The organism is Janthinobacterium sp. GW823-FHT03B06, from assembly GCF_058796955.1.
Genome location: NZ_JBXAJE010000001.1, coordinates 933057 through 955314 on the forward strand (window position 1 = coordinate 933057; position 22258 = coordinate 955314).

General features: G+C 66.5%; 20 protein-coding genes. 14 read left to right on the forward strand and 6 right to left on the reverse strand.

The annotated features are described in order from the left end of the window. Nucleotides 1–10: 10 nt before the first annotated feature. The 13 genes from AC1RBA_RS04315 to AC1RBA_RS04375 all read left to right on the forward strand — a co-directional run bounded on the left by AC1RBA_RS04315 (nucleotide 11) and on the right by AC1RBA_RS04375 (nucleotide 16578). Nucleotides 11–835, forward strand: coding sequence for an XrtA-associated tyrosine autokinase (locus tag AC1RBA_RS04315; protein WP_492416801.1), 825 nt, complete (start codon nucleotides 11–13; stop codon nucleotides 833–835). After that, entirely contained in the window at nucleotides 819–2348 is a 1530-nt protein-coding gene (locus tag AC1RBA_RS04320) for a TIGR03016 family PEP-CTERM system-associated outer membrane protein (protein WP_492416803.1), read from the forward strand. The genes AC1RBA_RS04315 and AC1RBA_RS04320 overlap by 17 nt, the downstream gene beginning before the upstream one ends. A 10-nt stretch (nucleotides 2349–2358) precedes the next feature. Then, nucleotides 2359–3519 carry a non-hydrolyzing UDP-N-acetylglucosamine 2-epimerase gene (gene wecB, locus AC1RBA_RS04325; RefSeq protein WP_492416805.1) on the forward strand — a complete coding sequence of 387 codons (1161 nt, stop codon included), beginning with the start codon at nucleotides 2359–2361 and terminating at the stop codon, nucleotides 3517–3519. Continuing rightward, nucleotides 3516–4376 (forward strand): XrtA system polysaccharide deacetylase, encoded by an 861-nt coding sequence (locus AC1RBA_RS04330; RefSeq protein ID WP_492416806.1) that lies wholly within the window; start codon nucleotides 3516–3518, stop codon nucleotides 4374–4376. The genes wecB and AC1RBA_RS04330 overlap by 4 nt, the downstream gene beginning before the upstream one ends. After that, a complete protein-coding gene (locus AC1RBA_RS04335; protein ID WP_492417173.1) occupies nucleotides 4376–5455 on the forward strand; it encodes a FemAB family XrtA/PEP-CTERM system-associated protein in 1080 nt (359 codons plus the stop codon). Before AC1RBA_RS04330 ends, AC1RBA_RS04335 begins: the two co-directional genes overlap by 1 nt. Nucleotides 5456–5470: 15 nt before the next feature. After that, nucleotides 5471–6760, forward strand: coding sequence for a TIGR03087 family PEP-CTERM/XrtA system glycosyltransferase (locus tag AC1RBA_RS04340; protein WP_230503335.1), 1290 nt, complete (start codon nucleotides 5471–5473; stop codon nucleotides 6758–6760). Beyond that, on the forward strand, nucleotides 6757–8340 hold the full coding sequence (gene xrtA / locus AC1RBA_RS04345) for an exosortase A (protein WP_492416808.1): 1584 nt from the start codon (nucleotides 6757–6759) through the stop codon (nucleotides 8338–8340). Before AC1RBA_RS04340 ends, xrtA begins: the two co-directional genes overlap by 4 nt. After that, on the forward strand, nucleotides 8330–9544 hold the full coding sequence (locus AC1RBA_RS04350; protein ID WP_492416809.1) for a TIGR03088 family PEP-CTERM/XrtA system glycosyltransferase: 1215 nt from the start codon (nucleotides 8330–8332) through the stop codon (nucleotides 9542–9544). Before xrtA ends, AC1RBA_RS04350 begins: the two co-directional genes overlap by 11 nt. A gap of 10 nt (nucleotides 9545–9554) precedes the next feature. Then, nucleotides 9555–11507 (forward strand): XrtA/PEP-CTERM system amidotransferase, encoded by a 1953-nt coding sequence (locus AC1RBA_RS04355; protein WP_492416811.1) that lies wholly within the window; start codon nucleotides 9555–9557, stop codon nucleotides 11505–11507. Between the two features lie 4 nt (nucleotides 11508–11511). Next, on the forward strand, nucleotides 11512–12735 hold the full coding sequence (locus tag AC1RBA_RS04360; RefSeq protein ID WP_492416813.1) for a TIGR04063 family PEP-CTERM/XrtA system glycosyltransferase: 1224 nt from the start codon (nucleotides 11512–11514) through the stop codon (nucleotides 12733–12735). Then, nucleotides 12732–15167 (forward strand): glycosyltransferase, encoded by a 2436-nt coding sequence (locus AC1RBA_RS04365; protein WP_492416814.1) that lies wholly within the window; start codon nucleotides 12732–12734, stop codon nucleotides 15165–15167. Before AC1RBA_RS04360 ends, AC1RBA_RS04365 begins: the two co-directional genes overlap by 4 nt. 84 nt (nucleotides 15168–15251) lie before the next feature. Beyond that, the gene (locus AC1RBA_RS04370) at nucleotides 15252–15962 is read left to right on the forward strand and encodes a hypothetical protein (protein WP_492416816.1); all 711 of its coding nucleotides are present in this window, start codon (nucleotides 15252–15254) and stop codon (nucleotides 15960–15962) included. Between the two features lies 1 nt (nucleotide 15963). After that, nucleotides 15964–16578 (forward strand): RES family NAD+ phosphorylase, encoded by a 615-nt coding sequence (locus tag AC1RBA_RS04375; protein WP_492416818.1) that lies wholly within the window; start codon nucleotides 15964–15966, stop codon nucleotides 16576–16578. 469 nt (nucleotides 16579–17047) lie between these two features. Here the strand turns inward: AC1RBA_RS04375 and AC1RBA_RS04380 are convergent, their stop codons facing one another. The 3 genes from AC1RBA_RS04380 to AC1RBA_RS04390 all read right to left on the reverse strand — a co-directional run bounded on the left by AC1RBA_RS04380 (nucleotide 17048) and on the right by AC1RBA_RS04390 (nucleotide 18288). Further along, nucleotides 17048–17458, reverse strand: coding sequence for a hypothetical protein (locus tag AC1RBA_RS04380; protein ID WP_143449884.1), 411 nt, complete (start codon nucleotides 17456–17458; stop codon nucleotides 17048–17050). A gap of 126 nt (nucleotides 17459–17584) precedes the next feature. Continuing rightward, the gene (locus AC1RBA_RS04385) at nucleotides 17585–18058 is read right to left on the reverse strand and encodes a MepB family protein (protein WP_492416820.1); all 474 of its coding nucleotides are present in this window, start codon (nucleotides 18056–18058) and stop codon (nucleotides 17585–17587) included. Further along, the gene (locus AC1RBA_RS04390; RefSeq protein WP_099408574.1) at nucleotides 18055–18288 is read right to left on the reverse strand and encodes a hypothetical protein; all 234 of its coding nucleotides are present in this window, start codon (nucleotides 18286–18288) and stop codon (nucleotides 18055–18057) included. The genes AC1RBA_RS04385 and AC1RBA_RS04390 overlap by 4 nt, the downstream gene beginning before the upstream one ends. Before the next feature lie 98 nt (nucleotides 18289–18386). Here AC1RBA_RS04390 and AC1RBA_RS04395 point away from each other — a divergent pair, with 98 nt between their 5' ends. Then, on the forward strand, nucleotides 18387–18749 hold the full coding sequence (locus AC1RBA_RS04395; RefSeq protein WP_492416822.1) for a TfoX/Sxy family protein: 363 nt from the start codon (nucleotides 18387–18389) through the stop codon (nucleotides 18747–18749). On the opposite strand, the gene AC1RBA_RS04400 is transcribed toward AC1RBA_RS04395, so the two are convergent. The 3 genes from AC1RBA_RS04400 to AC1RBA_RS04410 all read right to left on the reverse strand — a co-directional run bounded on the left by AC1RBA_RS04400 (nucleotide 18738) and on the right by AC1RBA_RS04410 (nucleotide 22258). Then, nucleotides 18738–19742, reverse strand: coding sequence for a 2-hydroxyacid dehydrogenase (locus AC1RBA_RS04400; RefSeq protein ID WP_492416824.1), 1005 nt, complete (start codon nucleotides 19740–19742; stop codon nucleotides 18738–18740). The two genes, AC1RBA_RS04395 and AC1RBA_RS04400, sit on opposite strands and share 12 nt — an antisense overlap. A gap of 87 nt (nucleotides 19743–19829) precedes the next feature. Then, the gene (locus tag AC1RBA_RS04405; RefSeq protein WP_492416825.1) at nucleotides 19830–21023 is read right to left on the reverse strand and encodes a hypothetical protein; all 1194 of its coding nucleotides are present in this window, start codon (nucleotides 21021–21023) and stop codon (nucleotides 19830–19832) included. A 44-nt stretch (nucleotides 21024–21067) separates the two neighbouring features. Further along, complete coding sequence (locus tag AC1RBA_RS04410) at nucleotides 21068–22258, reverse strand: hypothetical protein (RefSeq protein WP_492416827.1); 1191 nt, start codon at nucleotides 22256–22258, stop codon at nucleotides 21068–21070.

Here is a 22258-nt window from a genome sequence, read left to right on the forward strand (position 1 = left end):
GGGAGCGACGATGAGCAGCAAGGACAGCGGCAAGCAGGAACCCACGATCCTCGGCGTGGCCGAGGCCAGCGTGCCCTATGGCGTGGATGGCGCGCAGGCGGCCCGGTCGCCCCAGTACCGGACCCTGAACCTCGACCGGCTGGCCGAGCAAGGCATGCTCACGCACGATGGCGGGCGCAGTTCGGTGGCCGAGGATTTCCGCATCATCAAGCGCCCGCTGCTGCGCCAGGCGCGCGCCAGCGGCGCCGAGGCCATCCGCCACGGCAACCTGATCGTCGTCACCAGCGCCATGCCCGGCGAAGGCAAGACCTACTGCGCCATCAACCTGGCCATGAGCATCGCCATGGAAATGGACATGACGGTGCTGCTGGTCGATGCCGACGTGGCGCGCCCGTCCGTGCTGAAAGTACTGGGCCTGCCGCCGGAACCGGGGCTGATGGACGTGCTGCTCGACCCGCAACTGGCGATGGCCGACGTGATCCTGAAAACCAATGTGGCCAATCTGAGCATCCTGCCCGCCGGGCGCAGCAACAAGCATGCGACGGAATTGCTGGCCAGCCGAGCCATGAGCCGGCTGCTGGCCGAAATCGCCAGCCGCTATGGCGACCGCATCGTCGTCTTCGATTCGCCGCCCCTCTTGATCACCAGCGAAGCACACGCGCTGGTAGGGCAGATGGGACAAGTGGTGATGGTGGTCGAGGCGGAAACGACGACACAGCACGCCGTCAAGGAGGCACTGCGCCAGATCGAGTCGTGCGAACACATTCATTTGATCTACAACAAGACCAAATCGTTCCCCGGCAACGACTACTATGGCTATGGCCATTACGATTAGCCGCCGGGTTTCGCTGCCGCTGCCGCTGCTGCTGTCCCTGCTGTTGCCGGCGCCGGCCGGCGCCGTCGACTGGCTGGTGAAACCATCGCTGCGCCTGCGCGAAAGCTATACGGACAACGCCTTGCGCGCGCCGCCGGGCCAGGCGCAATCGGACTTCATCACGGAAATCGCGCCCGCCATCGCCCTCATCGGTACGGGACCCCGGCTGCGCGTGCACCTCGACTACAGCTGGCATAAATACCTGTCGGGACAGCGCGCCGATACGGACAACCACGAACTGCACGCCTCGGCCGACGCCGAACTGGTCAAGGACTGGTTCTTCATCGATGCGGACGCCAGCGTAAGCCGGCGCAACATCTCGCCGTTCGGCCCGCAGCTGATCGACGACCTGCCCGACACGGACAATACCAGCACCGTGCGCACCACGGGCATCAGCCCCTACCTGCGCCACCGTTTCCGCAGCCTGGCCACGGCCGAGCTGCGCTACACGCGCAACACGGTCGATAGCGGCGGCGACCTGCTGTCCGTACACAGCGATGAAATGGAATTGCTGCTCAGCGGCGAGCCGCGCGGCAACGGCTGGACCTGGAACGCCAGCCACGACGTACGCCGCACCCAGGACAGCAAGCTGGCGCCCGTACGCATGCAGCGCAGCAGCGTGGGCCTGCGCTATCCGTTCAACAGCAAATGGTCGGCCACGGCCAGCGGCGGCATGGAAAAGGAAGGTTATGTTTCTACCAGCGGCAAGGCGCCTGAGGGCCGCTTCTGGTCGCTGGGCGGCGTGTGGACGCCGTCGCCGCGCACCAGCATCACCTTCAGCACGGGCAAGCGCTTTTTTGGCACCACCTACAGTCTGGACGCCAATTTCCTGCAGCGCCATACCAACTGGCAACTGAACTACAGCGAAAACATCACTACCATGCCGACGCAGTTTTCGCGCCTGGGAAACCGCGACGCGGGCCAGTTGCTTGATCAATTGTGGCGCGGCATCTTTCCCAACGCGCGCGACCGGCGCCTGCGCATCGATGCCTTCCTGCGCTACGCCAACAGCCTGGGGCCGGAACGGGGCGCCATCAATTACTTCAGCCACCGCTATTTCCTGCAAAAGCAGCTGAAGCTGACGATGGCGCGCGCCACGGCGAAAAGCACGATGATCGCCGGCATCACGGCCGTCGACCGCACGGCACAGACGGCCAGCGGCATCGACAGCGGCTTGCTGCCCGGCGTGGAATTCGGCAGCGAAGACCGCACGCGCCAGATCGGCGGCAATGTGGGCTGGAGCTGGCAAGCCAGTTCGCGCACCAGCGTGAATGTCAATGCCGGCTACGCCAGCGTGCGCTCGCTGACCGTGCCCCGGCGCGACAACAACATCACCGTGACGGCGGGTTACACCCGTATCCTGCAACCGAACATGACGGCCAGCATCGACGTGCGGCATACGCGGCACGCCAGCAACCGGGGCGGCGACTACCGCGAAAACGGCGTCAGCGCCACCCTCAACATGCAATTCTAAGGAGGCCGCAATGTCCGACCCCTCTCTTGCGTCCGCCGCACCGGCGCACCTGCTGTGCGTGGTGGCCGCGCGCCCGAATCTGATGAAGATGGCGCCCATCCTGGCCGCTCTGGCGCGACAGGCACCTGCCGTCCGCGTGACCTTGCTGCATACGGGCCAGCATTACGACACGGCCATGAATGGGCAATTGTTTACGGACCTGTACCTGCGCCCGCCCGACATCGCCCTCGACGTCGGCTCCGGCAGCCACGCGCAGCAGACAGCCGAGATCATGCGCCGCTTCGACGCCGTGCTCGACGCGCATCCGCCGCTGGCGCCCGATGCCGTGCTGGTGGTGGGCGACGTCAATTCCACCCTCGCCTGCGCGCTGGTGGCGGCCAAGCGCGGCACGCCCGTGATCCATGTCGAGGCGGGCCTGCGCAGCGGCGACCGTCGCATGCCCGAGGAAATCAACCGCGTGCTGACGGATCAATTGTCCGATCTGCTGCTCACCAGCGAAGAAAGCGCGCGCGCCAACCTGCTGCGCGAAGGCATCGCCCCCGAACGCATCCATTTCACGGGCAACGTCATGATCGACAGCCTGCGGCAGCAGCTGCCGCGCGCAGCCAAGCCCGCCGCCACCCTGCGCGCGCACGGCCACCCCTGCCCGCCCGCGTATGGACTGTTGACCTTGCACCGTCCCTCGAACGTCGATGATCCGGCCCAGCTCGCAGCGCTGCTGCAGGCGCTGGGGCAACTGTCAGCCCGCCTGCCGCTGCTGTTTCCCATCCACCCGCGTACCCTGGCCGGCCTGCGCCTGGCGGGCCTGGAACCGCTGCTGGCGCGGCACGCCATCGTCCGCCTGCCGCCGCTGGGCTACCTGGAAATGCTGGGCCTGATGCAGGAGGCGCGCCTGGTGCTGACGGATTCGGGCGGCATCCAGGAAGAAAGCACGGCGCTGGGCGTGCCCTGCCTGACCCTGCGCGCCAACACGGAGCGCCCCGTCACCGTGACCGATGGCACGAATACCCTGGCCGGCACGGACCCGGCAGCCATTCTGGAGATGGCCAGCACCATCCTGGACACGGGCGGCAAACGTGGCCGCATTCCGCCGCTGTGGGATGGGCGCGCGGCCACGCGCATCGCGGCCGTCATCGCGCCTTGGCTGGCGGCGCGCCGGGGACAACCATGACGGCGCCTGCGCTGCTGCCGGCGCTGAAGAATGCGCTGACCATCGACGTCGAAGACTATTTTCAGGTCTCCGCCTTTGCGCCGCACATCGCGCGCGCCGACTGGCCGCGCCTGGAATGCCGGGTCGAGGCGAACATCGAGCGCATCCTGCTGCTGCTGGACAGCCGCGGCATCCACGCCACCTTTTTTACCCTGGGCTGGATCGCCGACCGCTATCCGGCCATGCTGCGCCGCGTGGCCGACGCCGGACACGAAGTGGCCAGCCACGGCTACGCGCACCTGCGCGCCAGCGAGCAGTCGGCCGCGCAGTTCGCCGACGATGTGCGCCGCAGCAAGGCCATCCTGGAGCAAATAACGGGCCTGGCCGTGCGCGGCTACCGGGCACCCAGCTTTTCCATCGGCGCGGCCAACCTGTGGGCCTTCGACGTGCTGCAGGAAGCGGGCTACCGCTACAGTTCCAGCATCTACCCGATCCGCCACGACCATTACGGCATGCCCGATGCCCCGCGCTTCGGCTGGCGCCCGCGCGGCCCGCACGGCGTGCTGGAATTGCCCGTCAGCACCGTGCGCCTGCGCGGGCGCAACCTGCCGGCCGGCGGCGGCGGTTATTTCAGATTGATGCCGTATGCACTGTCGCGCTGGCTTTTGCGACGCATCAATTCGCGCGACGGGCAAGCTGGCATATTCTATTTTCATCCTTGGGAACTCGATCCCGGCCAGCCGCGCCCGCCAGGCCTCAGCGCCAGGACGCGCTTTCGCCACTACCTGAACCTGGGGCGCATGGAAGCACGGCTGGGGCGCCTGACCCGCGACTTTGCCTGGGACCGCATGGACCGTATTTTTCTGGAAAGCACATGATGCACGAGGCCAGCCTTGCTCCCGTTCCGGCACAGTCCAGCACCGCCATCGCCGTGCGCTCGCTGCAGGGGCACGAGCATGCGCGCTGGGATGCCTTTGTCGACACGTGCCCGGAGGCGACCTTTTTTCACCGGGCCGGCTGGCAAACCATCATGGAGCAAGGTTTTCAGCACGACAGCTATTTCCTGTACGCGGAACAGGAAGGATGCATCGCCGGCGTGCTGCCGCTGGCCCATTTGCGCAGCCGCCTGTTCGGTTCTTCCCTCGTCTCGCTGCCGTTTTGCGTCTACGGCGGCATCGCCGGCGGCGGCGCGGCTGTGCGCCAGGCGCTCGACAGCGCCGCGCTGGCGCTGGCCCGGCGCCTCGGCGTGGGGCACCTGGAATACCGCTGGCGCGAAGCGCCGGAAAACATGGACGCCTCCTGGCTGCAGAAACCCCTGTACGCGACCTTCCGCAGGCCGTTAAGCCCCGATGCAGAACAGAATCTGCTGGCCATTCCCCGCAAGCAACGCGCCGTCGTGCGCAAGGCTATCGCGGCCGGCCTGCACAGCGCCATCGACTATGACATCGACCGTTTCTACCCGATCTACGCGGCCAGCGTGCACCGGCTGGGCACGCCCGTCTTCGCACGCCGCCATTTTGCCCTGCTGCGCACGGTTTTTGGCGGCACCTGCGAGATCCTCACCGTGTATCACGGCCAGCAGCCGCAGGCCAGCGTGCTGCTGTTTTATTTCCGCGACGAAGTGCTGCCCTATTACGGCGGCGGCAACGTCGTGGCGCGCAGCACGGGCGCCAACGACTTCATGTACTGGGAAGCGATGCGCCGCGCCTGCGCGCGCGGCTACCGCCTGTTCGATTTCGGCCGCAGCAAGCTGGGCACCGGCGCCTTCGACTTCAAGAAGAACTGGGGTTTTACGCCGCAGCCGCTGCCCTATGCCTACCAGCTGGTGCGCGCCAAGGCCTTGCCATTAGTCAATCCGCTGAATCCGAAATACGCGCTGTTCATCCGCGCCTGGCGCCACCTGCCGCTGCCGCTGGCCAACCTGCTGGGACCGCACATCGTGCGGCAACTGGGCTAAGCAAGGAGACTCACCATGCGCGAACTGCTCTTCCTCGCCCACCGTCTGCCGTATCCGCCCAACAAGGGCGACAAGATACGCTCGTGGCACATGCTGCAATACCTGAGCCGGCATTTCCGCGTGCACCTGGGCTGCTTCATCGACGATGATGACGACTGGCAGCATGCGAAAACCGTGGCCGCCCTGTGCGCCAGCACGCGCTTCATCGACTTGCGGCGCGGCCCGGCCCGCTGGCGCGCCATGCAGGCGCTGCTGTCGAGGCAAGCCATGAGCGTGCAGTACTACCGCGATGCACGCCTGCTGCAATGGGTCGACGGTTTGTTATCGGGCGACAAGGTGCGTCACGCGCTGGCCTTCTCCGGACCCATGGCGCAATACATCGACGGCAGCGCGGGCCGCGGCCTGCACCGCGTGATCGATTTCGTCGATGTCGATTCCGACAAATGGCGCCAGTACAGCGACAGCAAGCCCTGGCCCATGTCGCTGCTGTACCGGCGCGAAGCGCAGCTGCTGCTGCAGTACGAGCGCCATATCGCCCAGCAGTTCACGGCCGCCAGCTTCGTCTCGCCGGCCGAGGCGGCCCTGTTCCGCCAGTGCGCCCCGATGGCGCGGCGCAAGACGGGGTATTTCAACAACGGCGTCGACACGGCGTATTTCTCGCCCATGGCGGCCCAGCCCGGCGTGTACCCACCGGGCGTGCAGGCGCTGGTGTTTACGGGCGCCATGGATTACTGGCCGAACGTCGACGCCGTGCAATGGTTCGTGCGCCACGTCTGGCCCGCCCTGCGGCGCCAGTTTCCCCAGCTGCAGTTCTATATCGTCGGCAGCGCGCCCGTGCCCGCCGTGACGGCGCTGGCCAGGATGCCTGGCGTGGTGGTGACGGGCAAGGTGCCCGATATCCGGCCCTACCTGGCTGGCGCAGCGCTGGCCGTGGCACCGCTGCGCATCGCCCGCGGCGTGCAGAACAAGGTGCTCGAAGCGATGGCGATGGGCAAGATCGTGCTGGCCACGCCGCAGGCGCTCGAAGGCATCGCCGCCCAGCCGGGCCTGGAACTGCTGCTGGCGCGCGACGACGCCGAATTCATCCACCATGCGGCGCGCGTGCTGCGCAATGTCCAGAATGGTACGGCCGAAGGCAGCGGCGCGGCCATCGGCGCGGCGGCGCGCCAGCTGGTCCTGCAGGAATACGACTGGGAACGCAATCTGCGCGGACTGGGCGCCATGCTGGGTCTGCCTGCCGAGGCCGATGCGCCGGTCAGCGGCGCCGCCACACCCTTGCAGCCGGTGCGGGAGCCGTCCACATGAGCTTGCAGCTCGACCAGGTGGCCCGTTCGCCCGAGGCGGCTGTCTTGCCGCAGGACGGGCGCCAGGCCGCGCTGGCGGCCCTGCTGCTGTCGCTGGCCGCCGTCGTGCTGCTGTATCACCCCACCTTCTGGTCGATGGTGGAACTGTGGTCCCGCTCGCAAACCTTCGCGCACGGCTTCCTGATCGTGCCCATCAGTTGCTGGCTGGCCTGGCGCCAGCGCGCCCGCCTGGCCGCGCTGGCGCCCCAGCCGTCGCGGCAGGGCTTGCTGCTGCTGGGCGCGCTGGGCCTGGCATGGCTGCTGGCCGACGCCGCCAACGTGCCCGTGGTGGAACAGTATGCGGCCACGGGCATGTTGCCTGCCTGCGTGCTGGCCATCCTCGGCTGGCCGGCCGTGCGCCTGCTGGCGTTTCCGCTGGCCTATCTGTTTCTCGCCGTGCCGTTTGGCGAAGTGTTCCTCGACCCGCTGATCGACTTCACGGCCGCCTTTACCGTCACCGCGCTGCAATGGTCGGGCGTGCCCGTGTTTCGCGATGGCAGCAATTTTTCACTGCCCACCGGCAACTGGTCGGTGGTGGAAGCGTGCAGCGGCTTGCGCTACCTGATCGCCGCGCTGGCCCTGGGCGCCTTGTTCGCGCACGTCAACTGTCACAGCACGCGGCGGCGCCTGGCCGTCATGGCCGCCGCCCTGCTCGTGCCCATCCTCGCCAATGGCGTGCGCGCCTACCTGATCGTGATGCTGGGCCACCTGAGCGACATGCGCCTGGCCGTGGGCGTCGACCACCTGATCTATGGCTGGCTGTTCTTCGGCCTGGTGGCGCTGCTGCTGTTCTGGCTGGCAGCGCGCTGGCGCGAATTGCCGCCGCCACGCGCCGTGCCGCCCGCTCAGCCCATACGCCTGAGCGCCGCCAGCGCGGCCAGCCCGCGCGCCGTCGTGCGCGCCGGCATCGCCTGCCTGCTGCTGGCGGCCGTATGGCCGGCACTGGCCCTGGCCAGCCACCGCGACGACGGCCCGGCGGCAACCGGCTCCCCCACCGTGTTGGCCTTGGCCGATCCGAGCGGCTGGTACCGCCTGCAAGACGCGGTAGCCGCGTGGCAAGCGCCATATGCGGGCGCGCCCGCGCGATTTGCCGGCACGTACGCGCCCCGGGACGGCGACGGCGCGCCGGTGGGCCTCCAATTGCACTGGTATGCGCGCCAGGCGCGCGATGCCGAACTGCTGACGCACCAGGCCTTGCCGTATGGCCCCCGCTGGATGCCGCTGTCGCAGCGCGTGCAAGACGTCAACCTGGCCGGCGGCGAGCTTGCCGTGCGCGAAAGCGTGCTGGCGCAAGGGGGCGAACGCCTGCTGGTATGGCGCGTCTACCGCCAGGGCGGCTTCGTCACGGCCAGGCCCGTGCTGGTGAAACTGCTGCTGGCGCAAGCCAAGCTGCTGGGCAGGCGCCAGGATGGCGCCGACATCATCGTTTTTGCCGCCTACGACGAGCTGGCGCCGCCGCCGCGCGCGCGCCTGCAAGCCTTCCTGCGGGCGGCCTTGCCCGTCATCGAACAACGCTTGCAGGAGCTGCCGCATGGCCCTTGACTTCGATACCGGCGGCACGCGCCAGGCTGATGCAGCGGCCGGCGGCGCTCCCCTGATCGTGCACGTGATCCACCAGCTCGACGTGGGCGGGCTGGAAAACGGCCTGGTCAACCTGATCAACCATTTGCCGCCCGGGCGCTACCGGCACGCCATCGTCTGCATGAAAAACGCCACCGCGTTCCGCCAGCGCCTGACTGCCCCTGGCGTCGACGTGATCAGCCTGGACAAGCGCGAAGGCAAGGACTGGCGCCACTATCTGCACCTGTACCGCGTGCTGAAACAGCTGCAGCCGACGTTGGTGCACACGCGCAACCTGGGCTGCCTCGAAGCGCAGCTGCTGGCCTGGCTGGCTGGCGTGCGCCTGCGCGTGCATGGCGAACACGGGCGCGACATGAGCGACTTGCACGGCACCCGCCGCAAATACCGGCTGCTGCGCAAATTGATGCTGCCGCTGGTGCAGCACTTCATCGCCGTCAGCGCCGACCTGGGCCACTGGCTGGTGGACGCCATCGGCGCGGCGCCCGCGCAGGTGTCGCACATCGGCAATGGCGTCGACAGCGTGCAATTCCATCCGCGCCTGGGCCCGCCCGCCGCCGTGGGCCCGCCCGGTTTCCTGTGCAACGGCGCCTTCGTCATCGGCAGCGTGGGGCGCATGGCGGCCGTCAAGGATCACGCCTCGCTGGTGCAGGCTTTCCTGCTCCTGCTGGCCCAGCCGGGCGCCCGCGCGCGCCTGCGCCTGATCATCGTCGGCGACGGGCCGTGCCGCCAGGCGTGCCTGGAGCTGCTGCAGCAGGCCGGCGTGGCCCATCTGGCCTGGCTGCCCGGCGCGCGCGACGACGTGGCGCAACTGCTGCGCGCGATGGACCTGTTCGTGCTGCCGTCCCTGGCCGAAGGCAGCTCGAACACCATCCTCGAGGCGATGGCGACGGGGCTGCCCGTCGTCGCCACGCAGGTGGGCGGCAATGCGGAACTGGTGCAGTCGGGCTGGAGCGGCACGCTGGTGCCGCCAGGTTCGCCCGAGATGCTGGCCGACGCCATGCTCGACTACTACAGCATGCCCGAGCTGGGCCCGCGTCACGGCGCGCGCGGGCGGCGCCAGGTGCTGGCCGAACACAGCCTGCCCGCCATGGCCGGCGCCTACCTGGCCGTGTACGACCGCCTGACGGGCGCGCGCCAGCCGTCCCACCTGTCCACTTATCCCTGAAAGGCCTTCCATGTGCGGCATCAGCGGCATCTTTGATTTGCAGGGCCAGCGCGACATCGACGTGCCGCTGCTGGCGCGCATGAACCACAGCCTGCGCCACCGGGGGCCGGACGAAGGAGGCTTGCACCGCGAGCCGGGCCTCGGCCTGGCGCACCGGCGCCTGTCCGTGATCGACCTGGCCAGCGGCCAGCAGCCGCTGTTCAACGCCGACCGCAGCATCGCCATCGTCTTCAATGGCGAAATCTACAACTATCGCGCCCTGATGGCGGAATTGCGCCAGTTCGGCCACCCCTTCCGCACCAGCAGCGACACGGAAGTCATCGTCCACGCCTGGGAACAGTGGGGAGAACAATGCGTGCAGCGCCTGCGCGGCATGTTCGCCTTCGCCCTGTGGGACCGCCGGCGCCATGTGCTGTTCCTGGCGCGCGACCGCCTGGGCGTCAAACCGCTGTACTACGGTGAGGCGCAGGACGGCACCCTGCTGTTCGGCTCCGAACTCAAAGCCCTGCTCGCGCATCCGGCCATGCCGCGTGAACTCGACCCGCTGGCCGTGGAAGAGTATTTCGCCTATGGCTACGTACCCGAGCCGCGCAGCATCTTCCAGCACGCGCGCAAGCTGCCGCCCGGGCATACCCTCTCCATCCGCGCCGGCCAGCCGCTGCCCGCGCCGCAATCCTATTGGGATATTCCGTTCACGCCGAACCCGCCCGCCAGCGAGGCGCAGGCGGCCGACGAACTGCTGGCGCGCCTGCGCGAGGCCGTGCGCATCCGCATGGTGGCCGAAGTGCCGCTCGGAGCATTCCTGTCCGGCGGCGTCGATTCGAGCGCCGTCGTGGCGCTGATGGCCGGGGCCAGCAGCACGCCCGTCAACACGTGCTCCATCTCGTTCGGCGACCCCGCGTACAACGAGGCGCGCTACGCCGACCTCGTGGCGCGCCGCTACGGCACGGCGCACCACGCGCGCCAGGTGGAGCAGGACGACTTCGAGCTGATCGACCTGCTGGCCAATCTGTACGACGAACCATTCGCCGACAGTTCCGCCATGCCCACCTACAGGGTGTGCCAGCTGGCGCGCCAGCGGGTCACGGTGGCCCTGTCGGGCGACGGCGGCGATGAAAGCCTGGCCGGCTACCGGCGCTACCGCCTGCACACGCGCGAGGAAAAAGTGCGCAAGGCGATGGACCCGCTGCTGCCGGCCGGCTTGCGCCAGTCGCTGTTCGGCACCCTGGGGCGGCTGTATCCGAAGGCCGACTGGGCGCCGCGCTTCCTGCGCGCCAAGACCACGTTCGAAGGCCTGGCGCGCGACACGACGGACGCGTATTTTCACGGCGTCAGCCTGCTGGGCGACGCCATGCGCGCGCGCCTGTTCAGCCCCGAGCTGCGGCGCAGCCTGCACGGCTACCGCGCCGTCGAAGTGCTGCGCCGCCACGCGCTGGCCAGTCCCGCGCAGGATCCGCTGTCGCAGGTACAGTACCTGGACCTGAAAACCTATCTGCCCGGCGACATCCTCACGAAAGTCGACCGGGCCAGCATGGCGCATGCGCTGGAAGTGCGCTCGCCCCTGCTCGACCATGAACTGGTGGCGTGGATGTCCGGCCTGCCGCCGCAATTCAAACTGCGGCGCGGCGAAGGCAAATACCTGCTGAAAAAAGCCCTGCGCCCGCTGCTGCCCGACACCCTGCTGTACCGCCAGAAGATGGGCTTTTCCATCCCGCTGGCCGACTGGCTGCGCGGCCCGCTGCGCCAGCGCCTGCAGCAGCGGCTGCTCGGCGCCACCCTGACGCAGTGCGGCCTGTTCGACATGGACTACGTGCGCCTGCTGCTCGAGCAGCACGCGAGCGGCCGGCGCGACTACAGCGCGCCCCTGTGGTCGCTGCTGATGTTCGAAGCCTTTTTGCGCCAGGTGCTGCCCGTCGACGGCCGCAAGGCGGCGGTACCCGCGCCGGCCATGGCCATGGAGTGAATCCATGCGCATCCTGCACATCCTCGACCACTCGCTGCCCCTGCACAGCGGCTACACGTTCCGCACCCTGGCCATCCTGCGGCAGCAGCGCGCGCTGGGCTGGCACACCATGCAGCTCACCAGTGCCAAGCAGGGGCCGTCCGATGGCGCGCAGCAGCTGGTCGACGGCTGGCATTTCTACCGCACGGCGCCCGATGCCCGCTGGTGGGCACACCTGCCCGTGCTGCGGCAGGTGGCCGTCATCGTCGGCCTGGCCGTGCGACTGCGCCGGCTGGCGCAACGGCTCAAGCCCGACATCCTGCACGCGCACTCGCCCGCGCTGAACGCCATCGCCGCCCTCAACGCGGGCCGCGCGCTGGGCATTCCCGTCGTGTACGAAGTGCGCGCCTTCTGGGAAGACGCGGCCGCCGACCATGGCAGCAGCCGGCCCGGCGGCTTGCGCTACCGGCTCACGCGGGCGCTGGAAACCTATGCGCTGCGCCGCGCCGACGCCGTCACCACGATCTGCGAGGGCCTGCGGCGCGAACTGTGCGCGCGCGGCGTGTCCGCGCATAAAATCACGGTGATCCCGAACGCCGTCGATGCCGGGGCTTTCAGCACCACCGCGCCCGACGATCTTTGGCTGGCGCACAAACTGCGCCTGCATGGCCATCTGGTCATCGGCTTCATCGGCTCGTTCTATGCCTACGAGGGGCTGGCCCTGCTGCTGCGCGCCATGCCGCGCATGCTGGCGGCGCAGCCGGCATTGCGGCTGCTGCTGGCCGGCGGCGGGCCGCAGGACGCGGCGCTGCGGGCGCTGGCGGCGCAGCTGGGCATAGACCATGCCGTGGTCTTCGCGGGCAGAGTGCCGCATGCGCAGGTGGCAAGCTATTATCAGCTGGTCGACATCTGCGTGTATCCGCGCCTGCCGATGCGTTTGACGGAGCTGGTGACGCCCTTGAAACCGCTGGAGGCGATGGCGCAGGGCCGCCTCGTGGTGGCGTCCGACGTGGGCGGCCACCGCGAACTGATCGAGCATGGCGCGACGGGCATGCTGTTTCGCGCCGGCGACGCCGGGGCGCTGGCGCAGACAATATTGAACCTGCTGCTGGCACCGGCCAGCTGGCCGCTGCTCCGGCGCCAGGCGCGCGCCTTCGTCGAGACGGAGCGCAGCTGGAGCGCCAGCGTGGGCCGCTATGCGCCCGTGTATGCGCGCGTGGCGGCGGGTGCGGCCGGAGTCGTGCCATGATCTTCACGGGCCTGCGCATCGCGCTGGTCGGCCCGCAGCCGCCGCCGGCCGGCGGCATGGCCAATCAGACGGCGCAGCTGGCGCGGCTGCTGCGCGAGGACGGCGCGCAAGTGCAGCTGCTGGCCGTCAACGGCCCCGTGCTGCCGCTCTGGCTGGCGCGCATCCGCTACCTGCGCGCCGCGCTGCGCCTGCCACTGCTGCTATGGCGCCTGTGGCGCGCCGCCAATACGGTCGACCTGTTCCACATCATGGCCAATTCCGGCTGGTCATGGCACCTGCAGGCCGCCCCCGCGCTGTGGATCGCCAGCTGGAAAGGCAAACCCGCCCTGCTCAATTACCGGGGCGGCGAAGCGGCCGCCTTTTTCGCCCGTTCGCCGCGCCTGGTGGCGTTCAGCCTGCGCCGCGCCAGCGCCATCGTCGTGCCGTCGGCCTACCTGGCCGGCGTCTTCGAGCAGTACGGCCATACGGCCCACATCGTGCCGAACGCGGTGGACTTGCAGCGCTTTGCGCCGGCCGCGCCGCATGCGCCTGGCGACGCCGGCCCGTGCATCCTCGTGGCGCGCCATCTGGAACAGCTGTACGACAATGCCAGCGCCGTGCGCGCCTTCGCCATCGTGCGCGAGGCTTTTCCCGCGGCGCGCCTGGTGCTGGCCGGGGGCGGACCGCAGCGCGCGGCGCTGGCGCGGCTGGCCAGATCGCTCGGCGTGCGAGATGCCGTACGCTTCGCCGGCCCCGTCGACAACGCGGCCATGCCGGCGCTGTACCAGGCCAGCGACATCGTCCTCAATCCCAGCCTGGCCGACAACATGCCCAATTCCGTGCTCGAAGCGCTGGCTTGCGGCATCCCCGTCGTCAGCACCAATGTGGGCGGCATCCCCGCGCTGCTGCAGGACGGCGTGACGGCCTTGCTGGTGCCGCCCGGCGATCCGGCCGCCATGGCGCAGGCCATGCTCGCGCTGCTGCGCGACCGGCCGCGCGCCCGCGCGCTGGCAGAGGCGGGCCTGGCGCACGCCGCCGCCTTCGGCTGGCCCGGCATCGCGCCCAGGCTGGCCGCCCATTACCGCCGCATCCGCGCCGCGCCGCGCCCCGGCGTCTACACGCGCTGCGTCGCCCGCTGGCTGTTTCCCCTGCATGAATGGCTCAAGGGCCACCACAGCGCGCGCCTGCTGCGCCGGCTGGAACGCTCGCAGTGGTGGAGCGCCCAGCAGCTGCAAGAGTGGCAGCTGGCGCGCCTGCGCGCGCTGCTGCGCCACGCGGGCGCGCACGTGCCCTACTACCGCGCCCTGTTCGCCCGCAGCGGTTTCGACCCCGAGCAGGTGCGGCAACTGGCCGATCTATCGCGCCTGCCGCTGCTGCGCAAGGCGGATATCTCCAGCGCGCGCGACAGCTTCAAGTCCGCCCGCGCCGTGGGCTTGCGCCCGTTCGCCACGGGCGGCTCCAGCGGCGAACCGCTGCAATTCTTCCTCGGCAGGCGCAGGGTCAGCCACGACATCGCCGCCAAGTGGCGCGCCACGCGCTGGTGGGGCGTCGACATCGGCGACCGCGAAGCCGTGCTGTGGGGCTCTCCCATCGAGCTGCATGCGCAGGACCGCCTGCGCCGCCTGCGCGACGCGCTGCTGCGCACCACCCTGCTGCCCGCGTTTGCCATGTCGCCCGCGCGCCTCGACGGCTACGTGCAGCAATTGCGCCGCTGGCGCCCGCGCATGCTGTTCGGCTATCCGTCGGCCCTGTGCCGCATCGCCGGCCACGCCAGCGCGCGCGACCTGCCGCTCGACGGCCTGGGCGTGAAAGTGGCGTTCGTCACGGCCGAACGCCTGTACGACGAGCAGCGAGCGCAGATCGCCGCCGCCTTCGGCTGCCCCGTCGCCAACGGCTACGGCGGGCGCGACGCGGGCTTCATCGCCCACGAATGCCCGGACGGCGGCATGCACATCACGGCCGAAGACATCATCGTGGAAATTGTTGATGGCCAGGGCCGGCCGCTGCCTCCAGGGGCCACCGGCGACATCGTTGTCACCCACCTGGCCACGCAGGACTACCCCTTCATCCGCTACGCCACGGGCGACGTGGGCGCGCTGGGCACGCAGCCGTGCACCTGCGGCCGCGGCCTGCCCCTGCTGCAGAAAATCGAAGGGCGCAGCACGGATTTCCTCACGGCCGTCGACGGCACCGTCATGCACGGCCTGGCCCTCGTCTACATCGTGCGCGAACTGCCGCAGGTGCGCAGTTTCAAGATCATCCAGGAAAGCCTGCTGCGCACGCGCGTGCTGCTCGTCTGCCTGCCGCGCCTGGATGACGCCACGCGCAGCGCCATCGTCACCGCTTTCCAGGCCAGGCTGGGCGCGCAGGTCGACATCGCCATCGAGGAAGTCGACGAAATCGCGGCGGAGGCGTCGGGCAAGTACCGGTATGTGGTGAGCGAGGTGGCTTAACGCCGAAACGCCACCGAATAAGGTTGCTTTGGTTGTCAATATCAGCTTATGGAGTAGAATCTGGTATGGTAACTGGAGGGTGACATGGCAAAGTTGGAAGTCTCAAAGCCGGCAAAAGCGAAGAGCGCGCATCGAATGACAGTGCCTGACGCAAGCAAGTCCCTGGGTGATTCGCTCCGAAAGATCGGCGCAAAAGGCATCGACCTTGGCGAGGGCTACGTATTGGTCAAGATACGACGCCCCAAACAGCTAGCGCATCATGCGCGTGAAAAGGATACGGCGTATGTACCGCGACAGCTGCCGGGAGTGCCTGTGGTTTCTAGTGCAGATCTCCAGGAATTGATTCAGCGATTCCAGCGCACACATACAATGCAAGCCGGTATAAGCACGATTCCACCAGAAAACCAGGCATTCCTCGATCAGTTTTCCCGCCAGGAAATGCAAAGATATGCGAGCCTGGAAAAGAAAGGCGAATTGGTCGATTCAAGAACACTGGCCGAGCAAATGGGCGTGACGCGGCAGGCGATCAGCAAGGCTGTGACGGAACAGCGAATGTTTTCCATGGATAGTGTCTCCGGCAAGAAGCTGTACCCTGCCTTCTTCGCCGATCCCACCTTGAACCGTCGCCAGCTCAGCAAAGTGAACAAGGAATTGGGACAGCTGGCTGGGTCCAGCAAGTGGCAATTCTTCACCACTGCGCGGATGTCGCTCAACGGCAGCAGTCCGCTCAATGCTTTACGGAAAGGAAAATTTGCCGACGTCATCGCCGCAGCGACAGCGTTCAGGGAGGCATGATGTGACCGCGACCAGGCTGAAACCACCTCCGAAGGTGCTGGCAACGAGCGCGACGCTTCCCGTCGTCGGGTTGCCGGTGCCCGGCCTGTACCGTATCTCGGGACATGCGACTGGCGAACCCTATTTTGGCTCCAGCGGAGGGAACCGGTTTGATGCACCTGGCTGCAAGAAAGGCCATCCCGAATACAACACTTGCTATCTGGGGCCGAGCTTTGATGTTGCTCTTGCCGAGTCCCTGTTGCACGATACAGTGCCTGTGAAGGGCGCATTTCCTATCGCCAAATCCGAGATTGATCGCCGGTGGGTACATCAATTCATTGGTAGTTTGCGACTGTTTGACCTGACCGGCCATTTGCTCAAGCAGATGGCCGGACATGCTGGCCTGACCGGCACATCAAGTTACACGCTGCCGCAACAATGGGCGCTGGCCGTGTATCGCAATCCGCTCCAGGTCGATGGCTTCCTGTATATGTCGCGTCATTTCACCAACGAAAAGGCGGTCGTGGTATTTGATCGCGCCAGGTCCTATCTCACGGCCGTTGGTGGACCTGTCCAGCTTATAGCAGCACCGGAAATGCCGGATGCCATGCGACTGTTTAATATCATTCCTGCGTGAGATCGCCAATTCTCCGCTAAATCCGCTTGCTGCGTGATGTTGTCCGCCTTGCGTTGATGGTCCATTTGCTAACCGCAGCAGGTCTGAAACGGTAAATATGATCGCGTTCTCTTGAAAGGAGCACACGTGCACGTTACAGGCTCACGCTTGTGATGCCTTCTGATTTTCCTCACGCTTTAAGCCTATCGACAGCCCTACGCATCCACTACCAACCACAAGGAAAGAGTATGAGTCCACATCTGATGTGCTGGTATTTTCCGCTTCCTCAAGTAAGCTGTCCCCCAGCTTTTTCCATACTTCCGACTTTTCTGGCGTAGTAATGGCATCGACCAGGCAGATCACTTTTTTTTATATCTCTGGCGTGGTTTGTGGAATAAGAACTAATGCAACCTCAATTAACTTCTTTAATTTCGTTACATTTTCCACAAATCTTCCATTTTTTGATTATTGATGATAACACATTGCAGGCTCAGTTAGCCGTACAGACACCCATTGCCTGTGTCTCGCCTGACGTATTTGTGAGATTAAATGAAACAAGAAACATTTTATGCTTTGTCATTAACTGTTTTATTTTTTCAGTGCACACCCTGGCCTGCCAAATCTCAGTACGCGCCAGGTTTGCCAGGAACTTCGCCCTGTCGACATCTGCGCCAGGCGCCGACATGAATTCGACGGCATCTGTCGAAAATTTCAGCACATAGGAGAGCCTGGGCTTTTCTAAGGTCTGCACCAAGGAGTCATAACTCATTTTTGCTTCGAACGAAGCAGCGACTTCGTTTCCGTAGGCATTCAACTCCCCTGCAATTTTTCCGGGATCTGGAGAGCAGCCACATAGCGATACCAAAGCAAGGAAAAAACCATATATTTTAAATTTCTTCATATTATATTTTTCAGAAAGAGCATATTCCCCGGCATTTATTGGACTCCATGCCGCTTACATTGAGTATATATCTGCAACGATGGCATGTATATATCAATATTCGACTAGATAATATTAAGGTCTGGTTCAGCCTTTCAGCAAGCAAGCAATCCCGGATACATCCTCCTGCGCCACAAACCACTCCCCCTGCCACCGCTGCGTGCGCTGCGCCTGCGGCGCTTCCGGCGCGCACCAGGGCGGATACACGCGCAGCGCGCGTTTGCCGCCCTGGCCGGCGCGCGACATTACGCCGCGCTCGATCAGCACGCTGCGCGGGAAGATGAAAAAGCCGTGCCGCGCGCCGTCGCCGTCGGCATCGGCCACGGCGATGATGACGGCATCGACGGGATCGGCTTCGTCCAGCGGGGCGATGTCGGCGTCGGGATGGGGGCGTTTCCAGACGGTGACGAACTGGCCGGTTTTCGTCGGCGTGGTTTTGGCCACGCGCAGGACCAGGCGCTTACCGTGGAGTTCGGCGCGGCAGGCGCCGTATTCCGCGCTCTCCGCTTCCGGCACGGGCGCTTGCGGCAAGCCCAGGAAGGCCCAAGGGCTGGCCTTCATTGCGCGCTGAACTCGGCTGCGGCCTTGGCCGCCCACAGCGCTTCGGCGTGGCTGGCGAACGGGCTGTCGTAGCCGTCGACGTTGCCGTCCTCGTCGACAAAATACAGCCACCACCCATCAGCCTGCTCACGGATGGCCGTATGGCCCGGTGCGCAATGGGTTTCGACGGCCTGGTCAGCCGTCAGGGTGGCGATGGTAATGCCACGGTGAATAATATGGTGGGGTGTCATGGACGAATAATTCATGCGAAAAAATCAATGGCCGTAGTGTAGCCGCACCACGCTGTCCTGGCCAGTGCGCTACACTATTCCTTGATACGGAGGACAACATGGCATCACAGCAAGGCACGGTGGATTTTTTGCTCGACCAGATGGCGGGCGCGGGCGGTATCAGCGCGAAAAAAATGTTTGGCGAGTACGGCCTGTATTGCGACGGCAAGATGTTCGCCATCGTCGCAGACGACCAGCTCTTCATCAAGCCGACGGACGCGGGCCGCGCCTGGATAGCCGCGCAAGGCACGCCGCAGGAAGCGCCGCCCTACCCGCAAGCCAAGCCGTATTTCCTCATCGATGGCGGGCTGTGGGACGAGCGCGACTGGTTGTCCCAGCTGGCGCGGCGCACGGCGGACGCCTTGCCGCAGCCGAAACCCAAGCCGCCGCCCAAGCCAAAGAAACCGGCATCAGGCAGTTAATACGCTGTTCTCGCACGCATTGCCTTGGCGGAAGCACGCCAGGTTGTGGTAGGTGATGGCGGCGATTTCGCGCAGCGCCTCGATGGTGAAGAAGCCCTGGTGGCCCGTCACCAGCACGTTCGGGAAGGTCATCAGGCGCTGGAAAATGTCGTCGTCGATGATGTCGGACGAGCGGTCCTGGAAGAACAGATTGCTTTCCTGCTCGTACACGTCGATGGCCAATGAGCCCAGCTGGCGCGATTTGAGCGCTTCGATGACGGCGCCCGTGTCGATCAAGCCGCCGCGCGAGGTGTTCACCAGCATGGCGCCCTTCTTCATCAGCGGCAACGTTGCTTCGCTGATCATGTGGCGCGTGCTCTCCATCAACGGGCAATGCAGCGAGACGATGTCGGACTCGGCCAGCAGCTGCGGCAATTCCACCATCGTGCCCAGTTGCGCGAACGCGGGCGCCGGGTACGGGTCGTGGCCCAGCACCGTGCAGCCGAAGCCCTTGAAAATGCGCGCCGTGGCCAGGCCGATCTTGCCCGTGCCGACGATGCCCACGGTCTTGCCGTGCAAGGTGGCGCCCAGCAAGCCGTCGAGCGAGAAATTGCCTTCCCGCACGCGGGCATACGCGCGGTGCGTGTGGCGGTTCAGCGTCTGCACGAGGGCCAAGGTGTATTCGGCCACGGCTTCCGGCGAGTAGGCGGGCACGCGGGCAACGAACAGGCCCAGGCGCCGGGCCGCTTCCAGGTCGAGGTTGTTGTAGCCGGCGCAGCGCAGCAGGATGGCGCGCACGCCGTAGCCGTGCAGCGCTTCCAGCACTTGCGCGTCGAGCACGTCGTTGACAAAGACGCAGACGGCCTGCGCGCCTTGCGCCAGGATCGCGGTTTCCTGGCTCAGCAAGGCGCTGTGGTAGACCAGTTCGATGCCGGCCGCGTCGGGCTGGGACGGCAAGGCTTCATCGAAGAAACGGCGGTCGTAGGGCTGGCTGGCAAAGAAGGCGATTTTCATGGTGTGTCCTGGAACTTGCTGGATGGCAAAACATCATCATAGCGCAAGCCCCCTGCCACGCGGCGTACGTCTGGTTCCAACGACGTCCTATTTGGGTTCGCGGGGCAAGGTCAGCACGTGGCGCAGGTAGGCCGTTTCTTCCGCGTGCTGCGCGTGATAGCGCTCGCGCGCGGCCCGCGTGGCCGCCTGGTGGGCCGCGATGCTGCTTTCCGTCAGTTCGACGCCGAAGTCCGCCGGCGGCGGCACCTCGCCGCCAAACAGGCGCGCGAGGATGAAACGGCCCACATTGTCGCGGTAGTGCGACGCTTCCCAGTAATAGCGCATCTCGCGCGCGCCCGTCACCTGCGGGATCGGTTCGCTGGTGACGCTGTTGAAACCGGAAAAATCAACCAGGCGCACGTCGCAGCCCTGGCGCCGGTAGCGTCCGGCCATCTGCGCCAGGTCGCGCTGCCATGCTTCCATGGCGTCCCACTTGCCGCGCCAGTACAGGGCGTCGAGCGTGAGCGCGTGCGTGGGATTGATGTACAGGCGCAAGCGCGTGCCGCCACGGCACAGCTTGCCGACGCTGGCCTCGAAGGCCTGCAGCGCGGGCGCCGTCGGCCCCTGGCCGTCGCCAAACTCCTGCAGGCGCGGCTTGAAGGCGCGCGCCGTGCCGGCCCAGCCATGGTTGCGGGCCGTGATGCAAGCATGGTCGCGCTGGCCCAGCAAGGCCAGGCTGGACAGGCACACGCCGTCATAGGTGCCGCTGAGGATGCGCCATGTGTCCTGGGTCATGTCCACAGTCAGGCCGCGCTTGATGTTGAGCAAGGCACGCCGCGCGAAAAACGCGGGGCCGCCGTCCGTCAAGCCCGGCTCCACGCCGGCCGAGCCCAGTTCCAACGAAAACGAGGGCGCGTCGATGCCCCATACCATGGTGTCGACCTGGCTGACCCTGGCCGCGTGCTCGGCCAGGCGGATGGCCTCGCCGATCGAGGCGCCCGAGACGGCGCTGTTGAAAACGCTCTTGCCATCGAACAAAGTACGCATGCTGTTCACCGGCAAACCCATTTCCGTGCGCGAATTGCCGATGTAGACGACGGCGGGCCGGTAGCGCGCCACGGCATACGTCTTGCCCCACACGCTGAGTTTTTCCGTCGTCGGCCGCAATCGCTGCAGCAGCGGGCTGTCCCATTGATGCAGCAAGTAGGGATCGACGTGATAGTTCACGGCGGAAACGAGGGCCAGCGCGGCCAGCGCACAGGCAAAGAAGGTGGCGAGGTAGCGGCGGGCGGTGGTATCCATGGTCAGCATCGAAAGTGGAGAAATGGCGTACGTGGCGTCCTGCATCAGCGCCGGATCAGCGGCCCGTCCAGCACCTGCTGCGTATAGGCCGCCTCGCGCGCATGTTCCACGCGATAGCGGTCGCGCGCGGCGCGCATGGCGGCCTGGTGGGCGTCGACGTTGGCTGGCGTCAGCTCCACGCCGAAATCGGCGGGCGCCGGCGTGCCGCCGCCAAACAGGCGCGCCAGGATCAAGCGGCCCACATTGTCCCGGTAATGCGACACTTCCCAGTAATAATGCATGTCGGGCTTGCCGCTGACGAGCGGGGTCGGTTCCGTCGTGATGCTGTTAAAACCGGAAAAATCAACCAGGCGTACGTCGCAGCCCTGCAGGCGGTGGCGCTCGACGATCCGCACCAGGCCACGCTGCCAGGCCTGCATGGCATCCCACTTGCCGCGCCAGTGCAGCGCGTACAAGGTCAATGCGTGCGTGGGGTTGATGTACATGCGCAGGCGCAGGCCGCCCCGGCACAGCTTGCCGATGCTGGCATCAAACGCTGGTGTCGAGGGTGGCGTCGGCCCCAGGCCATCGCTGAATTCCTGCAGCCGCACGGGTATGGCGTCTGCCGTTCCCAGCCAATGCCTTATCCCCTTGATGGTGCAGGTCTCGTCGCGCTGCCCATACAAGGCCAGGTTCGAGCGGCAGACATCGCCGGCATTGCCGGTGAGGATGCGCACGCTGTCCTCCGTCATGTCCAGGGTCAGGCCGCGCTTCAGGTTGACGAGGGCGCGCCGGGCGAAAAAGCCGTGCCGGGCACCGGTCAGGCTGTCCTCCACGCGCGCCGCTCCCATGTCCAGGGAAAACGTGGGCGCGTCGATGCCCCACACCATGGTCTCGACGCGGCTGACCCTGGCCGCATGCTCGGCCAGACGGATGGCGTCGCCGATCGAGGCGCCGGACACCGCGCTGTTGAAGATGCTCTTGCCGTCAAACAGGGCGCGCACGCCCGTCGGCAAGCCCAGTTCCGTGCGCGAATTGCCGATGTAGATGATGGCCGGCCGGTAGCGCGCCACGGCATAGGTCTTGGCCCAGGCGCCAAGCTTTTCGTTCAGCTGGCGCGGGCGCTGCACCAAGGGACTGTCCCACTGGTGCAGCAGGTAGGGGTCGACCTGGTAGTTCAGGAGCGAGACGGAGCCGAGCACCAGGAAGACGCAGGCGAAGAAACCGATGACGTAGCGGCGGGCGGCGGTGTCCAT

Excerpts from the sequence above, each read along its gene's own strand:
- AC1RBA_RS04315 (WP_492416801.1), top strand. The coding sequence starts at position 11 with ATGAGCAGCAAGGACAGCGGCAAGCAGGAACCCACGATCCTCGGCGTG.
- AC1RBA_RS04320 (WP_492416803.1), top strand. The coding sequence starts at position 819 with ATGGCCATTACGATTAGCCGCCGGGTTTCGCTGCCGCTGCCGCTGCTG.
- wecB (WP_492416805.1), top strand. The coding sequence starts at position 2,359 with ATGTCCGACCCCTCTCTTGCGTCCGCCGCACCGGCGCACCTGCTGTGC.
- AC1RBA_RS04330 (WP_492416806.1), top strand. The coding sequence starts at position 3,516 with ATGACGGCGCCTGCGCTGCTGCCGGCGCTGAAGAATGCGCTGACCATC.
- AC1RBA_RS04335 (WP_492417173.1), top strand. The coding sequence starts at position 4,376 with ATGCACGAGGCCAGCCTTGCTCCCGTTCCGGCACAGTCCAGCACCGCC.
- AC1RBA_RS04340 (WP_230503335.1), top strand. The coding sequence starts at position 5,471 with ATGCGCGAACTGCTCTTCCTCGCCCACCGTCTGCCGTATCCGCCCAAC.
- xrtA (WP_492416808.1), top strand. The coding sequence starts at position 6,757 with ATGAGCTTGCAGCTCGACCAGGTGGCCCGTTCGCCCGAGGCGGCTGTC.
- AC1RBA_RS04350 (WP_492416809.1), top strand. The coding sequence starts at position 8,330 with ATGGCCCTTGACTTCGATACCGGCGGCACGCGCCAGGCTGATGCAGCG.
- AC1RBA_RS04355 (WP_492416811.1), top strand. The coding sequence starts at position 9,555 with ATGTGCGGCATCAGCGGCATCTTTGATTTGCAGGGCCAGCGCGACATC.
- AC1RBA_RS04360 (WP_492416813.1), top strand. The coding sequence starts at position 11,512 with ATGCGCATCCTGCACATCCTCGACCACTCGCTGCCCCTGCACAGCGGC.
- AC1RBA_RS04365 (WP_492416814.1), top strand. The coding sequence starts at position 12,732 with ATGATCTTCACGGGCCTGCGCATCGCGCTGGTCGGCCCGCAGCCGCCG.
- AC1RBA_RS04370 (WP_492416816.1), top strand. The coding sequence starts at position 15,252 with ATGGCAAAGTTGGAAGTCTCAAAGCCGGCAAAAGCGAAGAGCGCGCAT.
- AC1RBA_RS04380 (WP_143449884.1), bottom strand. The coding sequence starts at position 17,458 with ATGAAGAAATTTAAAATATATGGTTTTTTCCTTGCTTTGGTATCGCTA.
- AC1RBA_RS04385 (WP_492416820.1), bottom strand. The coding sequence starts at position 18,058 with ATGAAGGCCAGCCCTTGGGCCTTCCTGGGCTTGCCGCAAGCGCCCGTG.
- AC1RBA_RS04390 (WP_099408574.1), bottom strand. The coding sequence starts at position 18,288 with ATGACACCCCACCATATTATTCACCGTGGCATTACCATCGCCACCCTG.
- AC1RBA_RS04395 (WP_492416822.1), top strand. The coding sequence starts at position 18,387 with ATGGCATCACAGCAAGGCACGGTGGATTTTTTGCTCGACCAGATGGCG.
- AC1RBA_RS04400 (WP_492416824.1), bottom strand. The coding sequence starts at position 19,742 with ATGAAAATCGCCTTCTTTGCCAGCCAGCCCTACGACCGCCGTTTCTTC.
- AC1RBA_RS04405 (WP_492416825.1), bottom strand. The coding sequence starts at position 21,023 with ATGGATACCACCGCCCGCCGCTACCTCGCCACCTTCTTTGCCTGTGCG.
- AC1RBA_RS04410 (WP_492416827.1), bottom strand. The coding sequence starts at position 22,258 with ATGGACACCGCCGCCCGCCGCTACGTCATCGGTTTCTTCGCCTGCGTC.